At 66.0% G+C, this 13,382-nt stretch carries 16 protein-coding genes and 1 pseudogene; 8 read left to right on the top strand and 9 right to left on the bottom strand.

Annotated elements, in window-relative coordinates:
- The first annotated feature begins 13 nt into the window (after positions 1 to 13).
- The gene (locus tag ABE85_RS08405) at positions 14 to 1,354 is read left to right on the top strand and encodes a YihY family inner membrane protein (protein ID WP_067272558.1); all 1,341 of its coding nucleotides are present in this window, start codon (positions 14 to 16) and stop codon (positions 1,352 to 1,354) included.
- Here ABE85_RS08405 and ABE85_RS08400 read toward each other — a convergent pair.
- Together ABE85_RS08400 and ABE85_RS08395 are read right to left on the bottom strand one after the other, a co-directional pair.
- Complete coding sequence (locus ABE85_RS08400; RefSeq protein ID WP_067272555.1) at positions 1,338 to 1,658, bottom strand: hypothetical protein; 321 nt, start codon at positions 1,656 to 1,658, stop codon at positions 1,338 to 1,340. The two genes, ABE85_RS08405 and ABE85_RS08400, sit on opposite strands and share 17 nt — an antisense overlap.
- Positions 1,659 to 1,774: 116 nt before the next feature.
- The gene (locus tag ABE85_RS08395; RefSeq protein ID WP_067272552.1) at positions 1,775 to 2,353 is read right to left on the bottom strand and encodes a helix-turn-helix domain-containing protein; all 579 of its coding nucleotides are present in this window, start codon (positions 2,351 to 2,353) and stop codon (positions 1,775 to 1,777) included.
- A gap of 154 nt (positions 2,354 to 2,507) precedes the next feature.
- Here ABE85_RS08395 and kbl point away from each other — a divergent pair, with 154 nt between their 5' ends.
- The 5 genes from kbl to ABE85_RS08370 all read left to right on the top strand — a co-directional run bounded on the left by kbl (position 2,508) and on the right by ABE85_RS08370 (position 6,160).
- Complete coding sequence (kbl, locus tag ABE85_RS08390; protein WP_067272550.1) at positions 2,508 to 3,749, top strand: glycine C-acetyltransferase; 1,242 nt, start codon at positions 2,508 to 2,510, stop codon at positions 3,747 to 3,749.
- A gap of 24 nt (positions 3,750 to 3,773) precedes the next feature.
- The gene (locus tag ABE85_RS08385) at positions 3,774 to 4,715 is read left to right on the top strand and encodes an NAD-dependent epimerase/dehydratase family protein (RefSeq protein ID WP_067272547.1); all 942 of its coding nucleotides are present in this window, start codon (positions 3,774 to 3,776) and stop codon (positions 4,713 to 4,715) included.
- Between the two features lie 7 nt (positions 4,716 to 4,722).
- Complete coding sequence (locus ABE85_RS08380) at positions 4,723 to 5,415, top strand: hypothetical protein (protein WP_067272544.1); 693 nt, start codon at positions 4,723 to 4,725, stop codon at positions 5,413 to 5,415.
- A gap of 102 nt (positions 5,416 to 5,517) precedes the next feature.
- Positions 5,518 to 5,967, top strand: a complete 450-nt coding sequence (locus ABE85_RS08375) for a hypothetical protein (RefSeq protein ID WP_197507258.1) — start codon at positions 5,518 to 5,520, stop codon at positions 5,965 to 5,967.
- Positions 5,957 to 6,160, top strand: a complete 204-nt coding sequence (locus tag ABE85_RS08370) for a hypothetical protein (RefSeq protein WP_067272541.1) — start codon at positions 5,957 to 5,959, stop codon at positions 6,158 to 6,160. The genes ABE85_RS08375 and ABE85_RS08370 overlap by 11 nt, the downstream gene beginning before the upstream one ends.
- 9 nt (positions 6,161 to 6,169) lie before the next feature.
- Here the strand turns inward: ABE85_RS08370 and ABE85_RS08365 are convergent, their stop codons facing one another.
- A complete protein-coding gene (locus ABE85_RS08365; protein ID WP_067282190.1) occupies positions 6,170 to 7,090 on the bottom strand; it encodes a LysR family transcriptional regulator in 921 nt (306 codons plus the stop codon).
- Positions 7,091 to 7,196: 106 nt separating this feature from the next.
- Between ABE85_RS08365 and ABE85_RS08360 the strand changes: the two genes are divergently transcribed.
- Positions 7,197 to 8,129 (top strand): NADP-dependent oxidoreductase, encoded by a 933-nt coding sequence (locus ABE85_RS08360; RefSeq protein WP_067272538.1) that lies wholly within the window; start codon positions 7,197 to 7,199, stop codon positions 8,127 to 8,129.
- A 60-nt stretch (positions 8,130 to 8,189) separates the two neighbouring features.
- Complete coding sequence (locus ABE85_RS08355; protein ID WP_067272535.1) at positions 8,190 to 9,059, top strand: SDR family oxidoreductase; 870 nt, start codon at positions 8,190 to 8,192, stop codon at positions 9,057 to 9,059.
- Here ABE85_RS08355 and ABE85_RS08350 read toward each other — a convergent pair.
- The 6 genes and pseudogenes from ABE85_RS08350 to ABE85_RS08330 form a co-directional block, all read right to left on the bottom strand.
- Positions 9,030 to 9,752 (bottom strand): hypothetical protein, encoded by a 723-nt coding sequence (locus tag ABE85_RS08350; protein ID WP_067272532.1) that lies wholly within the window; start codon positions 9,750 to 9,752, stop codon positions 9,030 to 9,032. The two genes, ABE85_RS08355 and ABE85_RS08350, sit on opposite strands and share 30 nt — an antisense overlap.
- A 111-nt stretch (positions 9,753 to 9,863) precedes the next feature.
- Positions 9,864 to 9,962: pseudogene (locus ABE85_RS26850) on the bottom strand (Mpo1-like protein); the annotation flags it as partial.
- A 47-nt stretch (positions 9,963 to 10,009) separates the two neighbouring features.
- Positions 10,010 to 10,699, bottom strand: coding sequence for a hypothetical protein (locus ABE85_RS27445; protein ID WP_157522098.1), 690 nt, complete (start codon positions 10,697 to 10,699; stop codon positions 10,010 to 10,012).
- Between the two features lie 111 nt (positions 10,700 to 10,810).
- Positions 10,811 to 11,170: a DUF962 domain-containing protein gene (locus ABE85_RS08340; protein WP_067272526.1), complete on the bottom strand. Its 360-nt coding sequence runs from the start codon at positions 11,168 to 11,170 to the stop codon at positions 10,811 to 10,813.
- 63 nt (positions 11,171 to 11,233) lie between these two features.
- The gene (locus ABE85_RS08335) at positions 11,234 to 12,064 is read right to left on the bottom strand and encodes an alpha/beta fold hydrolase (protein ID WP_067272522.1); all 831 of its coding nucleotides are present in this window, start codon (positions 12,062 to 12,064) and stop codon (positions 11,234 to 11,236) included.
- Positions 12,061 to 13,374, bottom strand: coding sequence for an O-acetylhomoserine aminocarboxypropyltransferase (locus ABE85_RS08330; protein WP_067272517.1), 1,314 nt, complete (start codon positions 13,372 to 13,374; stop codon positions 12,061 to 12,063). The genes ABE85_RS08335 and ABE85_RS08330 overlap by 4 nt, the downstream gene beginning before the upstream one ends.
- Positions 13,375 to 13,382: the final 8 nt, after the last annotated feature.

Genomic DNA, 13,382 nt, shown 5'->3' with positions numbered 1-13,382 from the left:
CATCATAGCCAGCATGATCAGTGAAGTTCAGGCGCAGACGCAGAGCTGGCGCGAGGGAATCCGGGAGCTCGGACGCGAGCTGTTGACGTGGCCGTACGCGCGCACGCTGCGCCTGTTCGTGCAGCGTTTTCGCGAGGAGCGGCTGGGCCTCACTGCCGGCAGCCTGACCTTCACGACGCTGATCTCGCTGGTGCCGCTGCTGACCGTCGCGCTGGCGCTGTTCACCGCGTTCCCGATGTTCTCCAGCTTCCAGTCCGCGCTGGAGAAGTACTTCCTCAAGTCGCTGATCCCCGACACCATCGCGCGCCCCGTGCTGATGTCGCTGACGCAGTTCGCGGCCAAGGCGAACCGCCTCGGCGTCGTCGGCCTGATCGTGCTGGCCGTGACCGCGCTGTCGCTGATGCTGACGATCGACCGCACGCTCAACCAGATCTGGCGCGTGCAGCGGCCGCGGCCCATCGCGCAGCGCGTGCTCGTGTACTGGGCCGCGCTGACGCTGGGCCCGCTGCTGCTGGGCGGCAGCCTGACGGTCACCAGCCTGCTGGTCTCGGCCGGCCGGGACCTCGTCGACAACCTGCCGCGCGGTCTGGTCGTGCTGCTCAACAGCGTGGATCTGCTCGTGCTCTGGGCCGCGATCGCGGGGCTCTTCCATTACGTGCCCAACACCGACGTGCGCTGGCGCCACGCCCTGACGGGCGCGGCCTTCGTCGCCGTGGCCTTCCACCTGGCCAAGCTCGCACTGGCCTGGTACGTGAAACAGGTGCCGACCTACTCGACGCTCTACGGCGCCTTCGCGGCGGTCCCGATCTTCCTGATCTGGATCTACGTCGGCTGGTCGATCGTGCTGCTGGGCGCGATCCTGGCGGCGAACGCGCCGGCCCTGGCCGGCGGCGTCAGCGTGCGCGGCAACAAGCCGGGCATGCAGATGGCGCTGGCGCTGGACGTGATCCGCGAACTCGACGCGGCGCGCGCCGGCGGCGAGTCGGGGCTGTCCATGCTCGGCATGTCGCAGCGGATGTCGGTCGACCCGCTGCAGCTGGAGCCCGTGATCCAGCACCTGCAGAAGCTGGACTGGATCGGACGCCTGGAAGAGGAGGGCGCTCAGCGTCTGGTGCTGCTCTGCGAACCGTCCTCGACGATCGCCGAGCCGCTCATCCGCACGCTGCTGGCGGACCGCCAGCCGGGACTGGCGGAACTCTGGGAGAAGGCCGGCTGGGAACAGACGACCGTGGGCGTGCTGATCGGGCGCACGGCCCCCGCCTCGCTCGCCGAGCCCGCTGAAGGCGCGATGGCGCTGACGCCCGTGGCGTCCTCGAGTGCGATGTCGGCCTCGGCCGCTACCTTAGCCAGGTGACGGCCACGCCGCCGATCACGGCCAGCAGCGCCACCACGGAATAGATCGCCCGCCGGTACGGCGGCTTGGGCCGCGTCGCGCCGGTCGGTTTCATGCCGTACTTGGGCGTCGCGCCGAGCGGCAGCGCCGCCTTGTCGATCAAGGGGGTCGAGCGGTGCTCGCGGGCCCGCTGTTCAGCCACGCGCAGGCGCGCGGATCCATCCAGCAACTGGAGCTGCTTCGCCTGGGTTTCGGTGTCGATCGTGGCCGGTTGGGTCGGGGTGGGGATGTGGGGGTGCTTGTCTGAAAACGAGCGTTGCTGCATGTGGACTGCCTTGACTGCAATACGCTCCCTCGCCTCCGCGAAGCGACCGATTGTCACGACCTCGACGCGTGGGTCAAGTAACAGGAGGTAGGAGCGAACGAGGGGAAAACCGGATGCTACGCGTGCAGCACCACGAGCAGCGCCGTCGCCGCCTTCTTCGACAGGTTGCGGATCGCGTGCGCGCCGTCGACGGCATAGCGCGCGGTCTCGCCGGTCTTGACCATTTGCCGGCTCCCTCCGGCGGTCACTTCAAGCTCGCCGCCGAGCACGCTCAGGTGCTCGCGCGAGCCGGGCTCATGCGCCGCGGACTCCAGTGCGCCGCCCGGCTGCACGGTCAGCTCGTACCACTCGAAATTGCCGGCCAGATCGATGGGGCCGAGGATACGCAGCCGGCACAGGCCGTCCGGGCTCGACAGCCCCGGCGTGCCGTGCGACGCGACGACCTCGATCGGCGGCGCGGCGGGTCTTTCGCCGCCCAGCAGCTCCGACAACTCCACCCGCAGCGCATTGGCCAGCCGCCACACCACGGCCACCGTGGGATTGGCCTGGTTGCGCTCGATCTGCGAGAGCATGGACTTGGACACGCCCGCTCTTCGCGAGAGTTCGTCCAGCGACAGGCCCTGCGATTGCCGCAAGGTCTGCAGCGTCGCGCCGACTCTGGGCGGCTCGAGTTTCTCTGAGGGACTGGCGGACATCGGTGGCGACAAGGGTTCGGAGAAAACGTTGAGTTCAGGTAGCGTGCCGGGGAGCGCCGACGCCTTGACCGGCTGCGGCACTTCCTTGATACTGCACGGCTGTTCGATATAACGAACACGTTCGATTTAACGGATTGTGCCGCAGGAGCACCGCATGACCAACATCGTCCCCCCCTCCATCGCTGCGTCCACGGCGCCGTCCACCGACGACTTCTATCGCCACCTGCAGAACGAACTGCAAGGCATTCGCGACGCCGGCCTCTACAAGAGCGAACGCATCATCACGGGCCCGCAGGGCGCGATCGTGACGACGAACGACGGTCGCGAGGTGCTCAACCTGTGCGCCAACAACTACCTGGGCCTGTCCTCGCACCCGAAGGTCGTGGAAGCCGCCCATGAGGCGCTGCGCACGCACGGCTACGGCCTGTCGTCGGTGCGCTTCATCTGCGGCACGCAGGACATTCACAAGGCGCTGGAGCAGCGCCTGGCACGTTTCCTCGGCACTGAGGACACCATCCTGTACGCGGCCGCCTTCGACGCCAACGGCGGACTGTTCGAGCCGCTGCTGGGCGAGCAGGACGCGATCATCAGCGACGAGCTGAACCACGCCTCCATCATCGACGGCATCCGCCTGTGCAAGGCCAAGCGCTTCCGCTACAAGCACAACGACATGGCCGACCTGGAGGTCCAGCTGACCGCCGCGCGTGCCGCCGGTGCGCGTCACGTCATGGTCTTCACCGACGGCGTGTTCTCGATGGACGGCACGATCGCGCAGCTCGACAAGATCCGCGAGATCACGAACCGCTTCGGCGCGCTGCTCGCGATCGACGAGTGCCACGCCAGCGGCTTCATGGGCAAGACCGGCCGGGGCACGCATGAGTACCGCGGCGTGTTCGGCAAGGTCGACATCATCACCGGCACGCTGGGCAAGGCGCTGGGCGGCGCCTCGGGCGGGTTCACCACCGGCCGCAAGGAAGTGATCGAGCTGCTGCGCCAGCGCTCGCGTCCCTACCTGTTCTCCAACACGGTGGCGCCGAGCATCGTCGGCGCGTCGATCGCCGTGCTGGATCTGCTGGAAGGCAGCACCGCGCTGCGCGACAAGCTCGAGGCCAACACGACCTACTTCCGCGAGGCCATCCAGCAGGCCGGCTTCCAGATCAAGCCGGGCACGCATCCGATCGTGCCGGTGATGCTGTTCGACGCCGTCAAGGCGCAGCAGCTGAGCGCGCGCCTGCTGGAGCTGGGCGTGTACGCGGTCGGCTTCTTCTACCCCGTGGTGCCGAAGGAGCAGGCGAGAGTGAGAGTGCAGATCTCCGCCGTGCATGAGCGCGAGCATCTGGAGAAGGCGGTGGCCGCGTTCGCGCAGGCGGGCCGCGAGCTGGGCCTGGTGAAGTAAGAAGAAGCGTAAGAAGCAGATTCCATGACGACGAAGATCCTGTTGATCGGCGCGAACGGCCAGATCGGTTCCGAACTGGCGGTGGAGCTGGCGAAGCGCCACGGCAACGCCAACGTGATCACGAGCGATGTGGCGCCCCAGGGCCGCGTGCCGCAACTGACGCACGAGATGCTGGACGTGACCGACGCGGCCGCGCTGGCGGCGGTGGTCAAGCGCTACGGCATCACGCAGGTCTACCACCTGGCGGCGGCGCTGTCGGCCACGGGTGAGAAGCACCCCATGTGGGCCTGGGACCTGAACATGAAGGGCCTGCTCAACGTGCTGGAGCTGGCGCGCACGGTGAAACTGGAGCGGGTGTTCTGGCCGAGCTCGATCGCGGCCTTCGGTCCGCAGACGCCCAAGCGCGACACGCCGCAGACGACGGTGATGGATCCGACGACGATCTACGGCATCTCCAAGCTGGCGGGCGAGGGCTGGTGCCGCTGGTACCACGCCAACCACGGCGTGGACGTGCGCAGCCTGCGCTATCCGGGCCTGATCAGCTGGAAGACGCCGCCCGGCGGCGGCACGACCGACTATGCGGTCGAGATCTTCCACGAGGCGCTCAAGCACGGCCGCTACACCTGCTTCCTGAAGGAAGAACAGGCGCTGCCGATGATGTACATGCCGGACGCGCTGCGCGCGACGCTGGAGTTGATGGAAGCACCGGCGGAGCGCATCACCGAATGGGGCAGCTACAACCTGGCGGGCGTGAGCTTCACGCCGGAGCAGATCGCCGCATCCATCCGTCGCCGCATCGCCGGCTTCACGATCGACTACGCGCCGGACTTCCGCCAGAACATCGCGGCGAGCTGGCCGCAGTCCATCGATGACTCGGTCGCGCAGCGCGACTGGGGCTGGAAGCTGGGCTACGACTTGGACGCGATGTCGGACGACATGCTGACGTCGTTGAAGGCGCAGGGCTGAGGACGTCGTGTCCCGACTCGCCACTGAATTCCAAAGACTCTATGCCGCCGGCTCCGAAGGATCGGTGCGCTCGTTCGTGCTCGACGTCGGTCGCCCCTCGGACTGGGAGCTGCTCGGCACCGTCTGGCGCGGCGTGCAGCTCGATCTGTCGCTGCCGGCGCCGGGCATCGCCATCGCAGGAGAGAACAGTTATCAGCTGTGGTTCTCGCTGGGGCACGGCTGTTCGCCGGACGAGGCGCGGACGTTCTTCGACGGCTTGAAGTCGCGCTACCTGAACGGCGTCGCCGCATCGCGCATCCGGTGCCTCACCGAGCCCCCGGCAGTACCGGCCGAAGTGAAGGAAGGCCAATGGTCCGCCTTCGTTGCGCCGGACCTGGCGCCGGTGTTCGTCGAGGCGACCTGGCTTGACATTCCGCCGGGCGTCGAAGGACAGGCGGATCTGCTGAAGACGTTGAAGAGCATCACGCCACAGGAGTGGGCGGCGGCGATGGGGCAACTTGCGCCGGCACCGCAAGACCTGGCCCTCACGACCGCGTCGCCGGGACCGCAGGTCTCAGCCGCGACCTCCTCCTACTCGCCCGCCACCCGCTTCACCGATCCCCGCGCGTTCCTGCTGCAGGTGATGAATGATGCGACCGTGCCAATGGCGCTGAGGATCGAGGCGGCGAGGGCATTGATGCTTGGAATGGAGAAGCGCTGACTTCTGTGTGGAATGAACTCGGCGACATTCACATCGATAGGTCAATGACGATCGCGGTGCCGCCAGACAAAGTTGCTGCCTTCCTTCCCGGAGGTGCCATCCATGTCTTCCGTCGTTGTCGCATCGCAGTCAATCGTCTCTCCCGAGGATCTGTACATCCTCGATGTCACCGAGTTCTCGAAAGACTTCTATCGGATGGGGAACGGGAAGTGGCCCTTGTTCACTGACGAGCGCGCGCGGGTCGACGTTCCAGTGTCCGTGCAGAACGGCGTGGAGGTCGTGATCGCCAACGGCAATGGGTTCTCCGCCTTTGACACGATCGTTCCCGTGATGCGACAACCGGGACGGAAGGTCTGGCGCATCATGAAGGGTGCTGTGATCCCGTCAGAACTTGTTTTGGTGAAGGACCTCCGTCTCAACCACACTGGGCACTACATGATCGCGCCGGCCACGACGATGCCATTGAAGAAGTACCTCGGTGCGTTGGAGGAACTCGGCATGGACCGCAGCCGAGTTCAACTCATCGGTGAAGGAGATTCAGATGCCCGCTAGGTTCATCGTCAGCGAATACAACCTCCTGTGGGAAGCGTTGAAGTTTTATCGACAACACTTGGCGCAGGTTTCGAAGAACTCGGTGGACGAAGATGAGCAGGTGTTCGTGGATGAGAACCTCGTCAAGCTCAATGGCATATTCAAGGACGTCCAAGCGGCAGCGAAGCAGGACTGGGATCTGGACCTGAAGTAGATCGCAACATCAGCCGGCCAGCGTCAGCACCCCATCCGGATACCTGGCACACATGAAATCCACGAAGGCCTTGACCTTCGGACTCGCGAGCCGGCGCGAGGTGTGCAGCACCCACAGCTCGACCTCTTTGCCGGGCACGGCGCCCCATTGCACGAGCTCCCCGCGCGTGAGCTGGCTCCAGACGATCGATTGAGGCAGCAGCGCGACCCCTGCGCCGGCGAGCGTGGCGTCCCGCACCATCAGCATCGACGACAACCGCAGCACGGGGCGTGGCGCGAGCATCAGGCCGCCATCGAGCTCCCAGACATCGCCCTCGCGCGCCGTGCTCACGACTGCAGGCACCTCCATGGGAGGAGGCTTCACCGCAGTCCTGCGTGATGTCGCCTTGCCGGAGGCCGGCCTGATCGTGGCCGGCATCGCGAACGACGGCGCCGCGACGACCACCAGCCGGTCCTTGGCGAAGCAGCGTCCCACGAGCGCCGTGTCCATCCGCGGATTGGGACGGATCGCGACGTCGAACCGCTCATCGACAAGGTTCACCACCCGGTCTTCCCCGACGACGTCGACCGTGAGTCCGGGGTGCAGCGCGCGGAACTCGGCGCACAACCGTCCCATCGCCAACTGCGAGAACAGCAGCGGCGCAGCGATGCGCAACTGCCCCCGCACCTGGTCCGCGCCCTCGACCGTGGATGCGAAGGCCTCCGCCACCTCGTTCATCGGACCTTCCGTCCGGCTGAGCAAGGCCTGACCCGCTTCCGTCAGCTCCAGCCCCTTCGTACTGCGCTCGATGAGCCGCACCCCGAGCTGCTCTTCCAGATCCGCGACCCGCCGCGACAAGGTCGCCTTCGAGCGCCGGCTGGCGCGGCTCGCCCGTCCGAAGCCGCCATGCGTCGCGACCAGATTGAAGTCCGCCAGTGCGTTCAAATCCATGTGTTCCACCATTGAGACAGTCGGTATCGATTTTGGCGTCTGTGTTTATGGAACGCAACGGCCTATCGTTCATCCATCGCAACCCACCGATGGAAAGAACTGAACCATGACCACTACGCAAGCCCTGACCCTGAATGCCTACGGCGGCGCCGATGCCGCCACGATCTCCACCATCGCCGCCCCGGTCGCCCAGGCCGGCCAAGTCCTGGTGCGCGTGCGCGCCGCCGGGCTCAACGCCCTCGATTGGAAGGTCCGTGAGGGCTACGTCCGCGACGCTTTCCCGATCGCCTTGCCCGCGGTGCTGGGCATCGAACTGGCCGGCGTCGTGGAGGCGGTCGGGCCGGGCGCCTCGCGCTTCCAGGTCGGCGACCGCGTGATGGGACCGCTAGGCGGCCTTGGCGCCTACGCCGAACTCGTGGCGGTGAACGAAGCCAATCTCGCGCCGACGCCAGAATCGCTGGACGACCTGACCGCCGCGTCGCTGCCTGTCGCGGTGCTGGCGGCTTGGCAGAGCCTGCATTTCGCCGGCCCGATCTGGCCGTCCCAGCGCGTGCTGGTCCACGGCGCGGCCGGCGGACTGGGGCGCTTCGCGGTGCAGTTCGCCAAGCGTGCCGGGGCGCACGTCATCGCGACCGCTTCGAGCGATGACATCGAGGCCGTCCGCGCGCTCGGTGCCGATCAGGTCATCGACTACCGGACCGAGCGCTTCGAATCGGTCGTCCGCGACATCGACCTGGTCCTCGACTACGTCGGCGGCGACGTCCTCGACCGCACGTGGCAGGTCTTGTCCCGGACCGGCGTCGTCGTCGGCACCTCGTCGCCCGGGATCCTCGCGAGCACGCCCTCCGGCCTGCGCGGTCTGTGGTTCGTCATGAAGCCCGACGCCAAGCTGCTGGAGCACCTGGCGCAGCAGGTCGCCCGCGGCGAACTGCAGACCCGCGTCGGCGAGGTCGTGCCCTTCGCCGAGTTGCCCGCCGCCATCGAGCGCCACCGCAACGGCGGCGTCCACGGCAAGGCGGTCGTCGACTTCAACGCCTGATCAATGTCCCGCCACCACGTTCCTGTTCCCCAACCCCACCATTCCCACAAGGAGTCCACCATGAGCATCCTCGTCACCGGTGCCACCGGCACCATCGGTTCCCTCGTCGTCCAAGGTCTGTCGCGCCAAGGCGCCTCCGTGAAGGCGCTGGTCCGCAAGTCGGGCAAGGCGCAACTGCCGGAAGGCGTCGCCGAAGTCGTCGCGGACATGTCCGACATCCCGTCGATGCGCCGTGCGCTGTCGGGCGTGCGCACGCTGTTCCTGCTCAACGCGGTCACGCCGGACGAAGTCACGCAGGGCCTGCAGACGCTGAGCCTGGCCCGCGAGGCCGGCATCGAGCGCATCGTCTACCTGTCCGTGATCCACGCGGACCAGTTCACCGACGTGCCGCACTTCACCGGCAAGCACACGGTGGAGCGGATGATCGAGAGCCTGGACCTGCCCGCGACGGTGCTGCGCCCGGCCTACTTCATGCAGAACGATCAGCAGGTGCAATCGGTGATCGAGGGCTACGGCGTCTATCCGATGCCCATCGGCGACGCGGGCGTGGCGATGATCGACACGCGCGATCTGGCGGATGTCGCCGTCGCGGAACTGCTGCGGCGTGATGCTGCGCCGGGACCGCTGCCGCGCGAGGTGTTCGATGTCGTCGGTCCGGAAGCACTGACGGGAGCATCGGCGGCCGAGACCTGGAGCCGCGTGCTGCAGCGGGAGATCCGTTACGGCGGCGATGACCTGGCTGCCTTCGAAGCACAGCTCGCCAATGCGGCGCCGTCCTGGATGGCCTATGACATGCGGTTGATGATGGCGCGCATACAGCAGCACGGCATGAAGCCATCGGTGGGAACAGCGCAGCGCCTGGAAACACTGCTCGGCCGGCCACTTCGCAGCTATGAGGACCTAGTCGGGGACCTTGCCGGCTTGCGTTGATGCCTGCGCCTGCGGCTGGAGCCTCTTCAGATGTTCCTTCTCGAACGCGATCAGATCCCGGCCGCAGTCCCAGAGCTTGGAGATGCCGTTGCTGGCCAGGAAGTCAGCCGCGCGACCTCCGGCAAGGACGGCTTTTCGCCCAGGCCCCTGGACGGCGATGCGCGCCAAGCGAGCAAAGGGATTGCCATCGACTCGAATGCCGTATTTGTGGGCAACCTGAAGGAGGTTGGCGCCGTCCGCCACTTCCTTGCCAGCCACTGCACCAACGGCAATCTCTTCCAGACGTGTCACGCCTGATCGGGGACCGTAGTCCGGCTCATCAACCAAGACAGAGTCGTCGGTGACGCCCAAGTTCGTTTCCAATGCCCCGAAGAAACCGTGGGCAAGGAAACACGCCTGCTCAGTGAGGCCATACCTGCCGGCGACCTCTTTGACATTTCCGCCGTTCCTCACTTCTTCACCTGCGGGGCCTTCGCAGGCGATGGTGTTGTACTTGTCGAGTAGGGAGTGCCCGAGCGTGTCGTCGGGCAACCGGTGCGTCTGTGCACCCATTTCACGAAGCTTCTCCACTTGATTCCCGAGGGCGAATTTCGCGACCTCGACCAACAGCCGTTGAAAGTCCGTGGTGAATGGATCAACTGAACTGCCCGCATTGCTGTAATCCGTGGCTCCGGAGAGGATTGCTGTTTTCATCACAGGGTGTCCCGATTCTTATGAATGGAAGTCCCACGACTACCAGTTTGGCGGGTGGGACGGCGAGACGGATCTGTGATGTTCGAATCAACAGGAGTTCGCGGAGACGGTTCAGAACTTGCTCTTCCCGACCCAGATGTCCTTGTACATGACCCAATCACCCATGAAGCTGTACAGCGGGCGCTTGAACGACGCGGGTTTGTTCTTCTCGTGAATTGTCAGAGGTTCAGGGGAGACCACTGCACCGATATAAAGATCTAGTAGGGACGCTTGCCAACGTGCGTTGACGCAGACGGCTTGGCATTGATCCTTTTCAAGTACTCCGCCTCAAACTCCTCCAGTTTATAAGTTGGACCGCAGAACTTAGGAAGGCCAAACCGGGTCCTGACCTCTTCCGCGCTCATTCCCCCTTCGATGGACTTCTTTCCGGGGCCAGTGACAGCGATGTCGTACAGCGTAAAAATTGCAACATCATCAAGCCCCACACCGAATTTGTGGGCAACGTCCTGTGGGTTTGCGCCGTCTGCGACTTCCTGTGCCGCCATGCCTTCGACAGCAAGTTGTTCTAATCGGGAGAGCCCGGAGCTGGGGCCATAGTCATAGTCGGTTTCGAAAACGACATCAGGTGCTCCTAGCGCACGTCGGCAACTGACATCGGAGATGCCATATCGTTTGGCGATGTCTTTCACGTTTCCTCCCGCTCTGACCTCATCGCCGGCAGGGCCCTCGAGAGCAAGGGAGTTGTATTTGTGAATGAGGTCGTGACCTTGCGGGCTGAAGGGGAGGCGGTGCGCCAGATTCCCCAGCTCCTTCAGCTTTGGCATCTGCGTGTCTGAAGGTAGTTTTTCCACCTCATCCAACAGGCGTTGAAATTCGTGGATTGGTGAATCGAACGAGGTGCCGGAAACGCCGGAGGCCGTGCCGACAGAGTGGGCTGTTGGGTTCATTGCATCGCATCCTGATTGTCGCGAACTCGAATCCCCGGCTGCGGAATTGCCAGTCGAGGTGCCAGGATGGATATGTCATGTGCAAATCGGCGGGGGTTCGCCGGAAATGATTCAGAAGCGAATTTTCCCGACCCAGATGTCCTTGTACATGACCCAATCACCCATGAAGCTGTACAGCGGGCGCTTGAACGACGCGGGTTTGTTCTTCTCGAAGCCGAAGTGCCCGATCCACGCGAAGGCGTATCCGCACAGCAGCCCGATCAGCAGGAAGCTCCACGTCTGCGTGACCAGCGCGTAGGCCAGGCACAGCAGCCCCAGCGTCGAGCCGACGAAGTGCAGCCGCCGGCAGGTCCGGTTGCGGTGCTCGCCGAGGTAGAAGGGATAGAACTCGGCGAAGCTGCGCATCGCTTTCACGCGGTCGACGCCGGCGTCCGATTCCTCGGGCGCGTGGGGCAGGGGGCTGGTGCTCATGGTCGTCTCCTGGCGCGGCCCTCACGGACCGTCTGCTTGGCTGAGGGCGTCACCGTAGGGCGCTCAGCCGAGCGCCGCCTTCAGTGCATTCAACATCTCCTCTGGCGCCTCGGTCATCAGTGAATGCCCGGCCGGCAGGGTCGTCACGCGCGCGCCCGACATCTCGGCCAACGGCTTCGCGGCTTTGGGGGGCGTCATCGCGTCCTTCGCGCCGAGGATCATCTCAGTGCGGATGCCGGCTGCGGTCACCTTCGCGACAGCCTCCGGCGCGCCCTGGTAGCGATCGCAGACCAGGAAGTCGTGCTCGAAGAGGTTGCCGTGTTCGCCGTAGCGGTCCTGCATGCGCTCCATCAACGCCAGGTTGCCGCCGTGCATCCATGCGCCCGGTCCCGGATACGACGGCTTGCCGGCCGTCGTCGAATGCGAGAACGCGTTGACCATCGCCATCGCTGCGCGCGGCCGTTCGCGCGAGGTGCTCAGCAGCGCGTCCGACACCTTCATCGGCCACGCGGTGCCGACCATGACCAGCCGCGACACGCGCGCCGGTCGCCGCGCCGCGGCTTCGAGCGCGATCAGCGATCCCATCGAGTGTCCGACCAGCGACACCGAGCCTTCGGCATTCACGCCGGCGGCGTCGAGCACCTCGTTGATCCAGTCGCCGAGCGCCTCCACGTCTCCCAGCGCGGGGCCCTCGCTGCGCCCATGCCCGGGCAGGTCGACCGCCAGCACGCTGCGCCCGTGATGGGCGAAATGGCGCGCCAGCAGCGTCCACACGCTGTGGTCGTGCAAGGCGCCGTGGATGAACACGACGCAGGGCAGGGCCGCGTCGAAGCGCTTGCCGCCGGTGTACACATAGGCGGCGCGACCTTGGATGCCGAGTTTCTTCGCGCTCATTTCGACGCCACCTTCAACGCGGTCTTCAGATCGGCGATCAGGTCGTCGGGATCTTCCAATCCGATCGACAGGCGGATCGTCCCCGCACGGATGCCCGACGCCGCGAGCGCCGCGTCGTCCATGCGGAAATGCGTCGTCGACGCCGGATGGATCACCAGCGAGCGGGCGTCGCCCACGTTCGCCAGATGCGAGAACAGCCGCAGCGATTCGATGAAGCGCCGGCCCGGTTCGCGCCCGCCCTTCAGGTCGAAGCTGAACACCGCGCCGCTGCCCTTGGGCAGCAGCTTCTGCGCCAGCGCATGGTCGCGATGCGAAGCCAGGCCCGGGTAGTTCACGCGCTCGACGATGTCCTGCGCCTCGAGGAACTCCGCGATCTTCTGCGCGTTGCTCACGTGGCGCTGCATCCGCAGCGGCAGCGTCTCGATGCCCTGCAGGATCAGCCACGCGGTGTGCGGGCTCATGCAGGCGCCGAAGTCGCGCAGGCCCTCGCGGCGCGCGCGCAGCAGGAAGGCGCCGACGGTGCTTTCTTCCGAGAACACCATGCCGTGGAAGCCGTCGTACGGCTCGCACAGCTCGGCGAAGCGGCGGCGCTCACCGCTCGCCGAATGCGTGCGGTCCCAGTCGAATCGGCCGCCGTCGACCAGCAGTCCGCCCACCACGGTCCCGTGGCCGCACAGGAACTTGGTGGCCGAGTGATAGACCAGGTCCGCCCCCAGCGCGATCGGCTGCTGCAGGTAGGGTGTCGCGAAGGTCGCGTCGACCAGCAGCGGCCGATGCGCGTCATGCGCGATCTGTGCGATCGATGGAATGTCCAGCACGTCCAGCCCGGGATTGCCGAGGCTCTCGCCCAGCAGCAGCTTCGTCTGGGGGCGGATCGCCGCGCGCCACGCATCCAGGTCGCCGGGCCGCACGAAGGTCGTCTCGATGCCGAAGCGCTTGAGCGTGTAGTGCAGCAGATTGTGCGAGCCGCCGTACAGCGCGCTCGACGCCACGATGTGGTCGCCCGCCGCCGCGATCGTCGCGATCGCCAGGTGCAACGCGGCCTGCCCGCTGGCCGTGGCCAGGCCGCCGATGCCGCCGTCCAGCGCGGCGATGCGTTCCTCCAGCACCGCGGTCGTCGGGTTCGACAGCCGCGAATACACATGGCCGCTGCGCTCCATGTTGAACAGGCCCGCGGCCTGCTCGGCGCTCTCGAACACGAACGAGGTCGTCAGATGCAGCGGCACCGCGCGGGCGCCGGTGGTGGGATCGGGCGCGGCCCCGGCGTGTAGCGCCAAGGTATCAAAGCCCGGGTCGGATGGACCTGACATGGGTGTCT

The sequence above is a fragment of the Mitsuaria sp. 7 genome (assembly GCF_001653795.1).
Taxonomy (GTDB): Bacteria; Pseudomonadota; Gammaproteobacteria; order Burkholderiales; family Burkholderiaceae_C; genus Roseateles.
Note: the sequence above shows the minus strand (reverse complement) of the source record. Positions and strands in the feature narration are given on the sequence as shown.

What these genes read in the sequence shown, in the direction of transcription:
- ABE85_RS08360 (WP_067272538.1), top strand. Translation starts at nt 7,197, where the DNA reads ATGACCACTACGCAAGCCCTGACCCTGAATGCCTACGGCGGCGCCGAT.
- ABE85_RS08400 (WP_067272555.1), bottom strand. Translation starts at nt 1,658, where the DNA reads ATGCAGCAACGCTCGTTTTCAGACAAGCACCCCCACATCCCCACCCCG.
- ABE85_RS08370 (WP_067272541.1), top strand. Translation starts at nt 5,957, where the DNA reads ATGCCCGCTAGGTTCATCGTCAGCGAATACAACCTCCTGTGGGAAGCG.
- ABE85_RS08405 (WP_067272558.1), top strand. Translation starts at nt 14, where the DNA reads ATGATCAGTGAAGTTCAGGCGCAGACGCAGAGCTGGCGCGAGGGAATC.
- ABE85_RS08365 (WP_067282190.1), bottom strand. Translation starts at nt 7,090, where the DNA reads ATGGATTTGAACGCACTGGCGGACTTCAATCTGGTCGCGACGCATGGC.
- ABE85_RS08330 (WP_067272517.1), bottom strand. Translation starts at nt 13,374, where the DNA reads ATGTCAGGTCCATCCGACCCGGGCTTTGATACCTTGGCGCTACACGCC.
- ABE85_RS08375 (WP_197507258.1), top strand. Translation starts at nt 5,518, where the DNA reads ATGTCTTCCGTCGTTGTCGCATCGCAGTCAATCGTCTCTCCCGAGGAT.
- ABE85_RS08355 (WP_067272535.1), top strand. Translation starts at nt 8,190, where the DNA reads ATGAGCATCCTCGTCACCGGTGCCACCGGCACCATCGGTTCCCTCGTC.
- kbl (WP_067272550.1), top strand. Translation starts at nt 2,508, where the DNA reads ATGACCAACATCGTCCCCCCCTCCATCGCTGCGTCCACGGCGCCGTCC.
- ABE85_RS08335 (WP_067272522.1), bottom strand. Translation starts at nt 12,064, where the DNA reads ATGAGCGCGAAGAAACTCGGCATCCAAGGTCGCGCCGCCTATGTGTAC.
- ABE85_RS08385 (WP_067272547.1), top strand. Translation starts at nt 3,774, where the DNA reads ATGACGACGAAGATCCTGTTGATCGGCGCGAACGGCCAGATCGGTTCC.
- ABE85_RS08340 (WP_067272526.1), bottom strand. Translation starts at nt 11,170, where the DNA reads ATGAGCACCAGCCCCCTGCCCCACGCGCCCGAGGAATCGGACGCCGGC.
- ABE85_RS27445 (WP_157522098.1), bottom strand. Translation starts at nt 10,699, where the DNA reads ATGAACCCAACAGCCCACTCTGTCGGCACGGCCTCCGGCGTTTCCGGC.
- ABE85_RS08395 (WP_067272552.1), bottom strand. Translation starts at nt 2,353, where the DNA reads ATGTCCGCCAGTCCCTCAGAGAAACTCGAGCCGCCCAGAGTCGGCGCG.
- ABE85_RS08350 (WP_067272532.1), bottom strand. Translation starts at nt 9,752, where the DNA reads ATGAAAACAGCAATCCTCTCCGGAGCCACGGATTACAGCAATGCGGGC.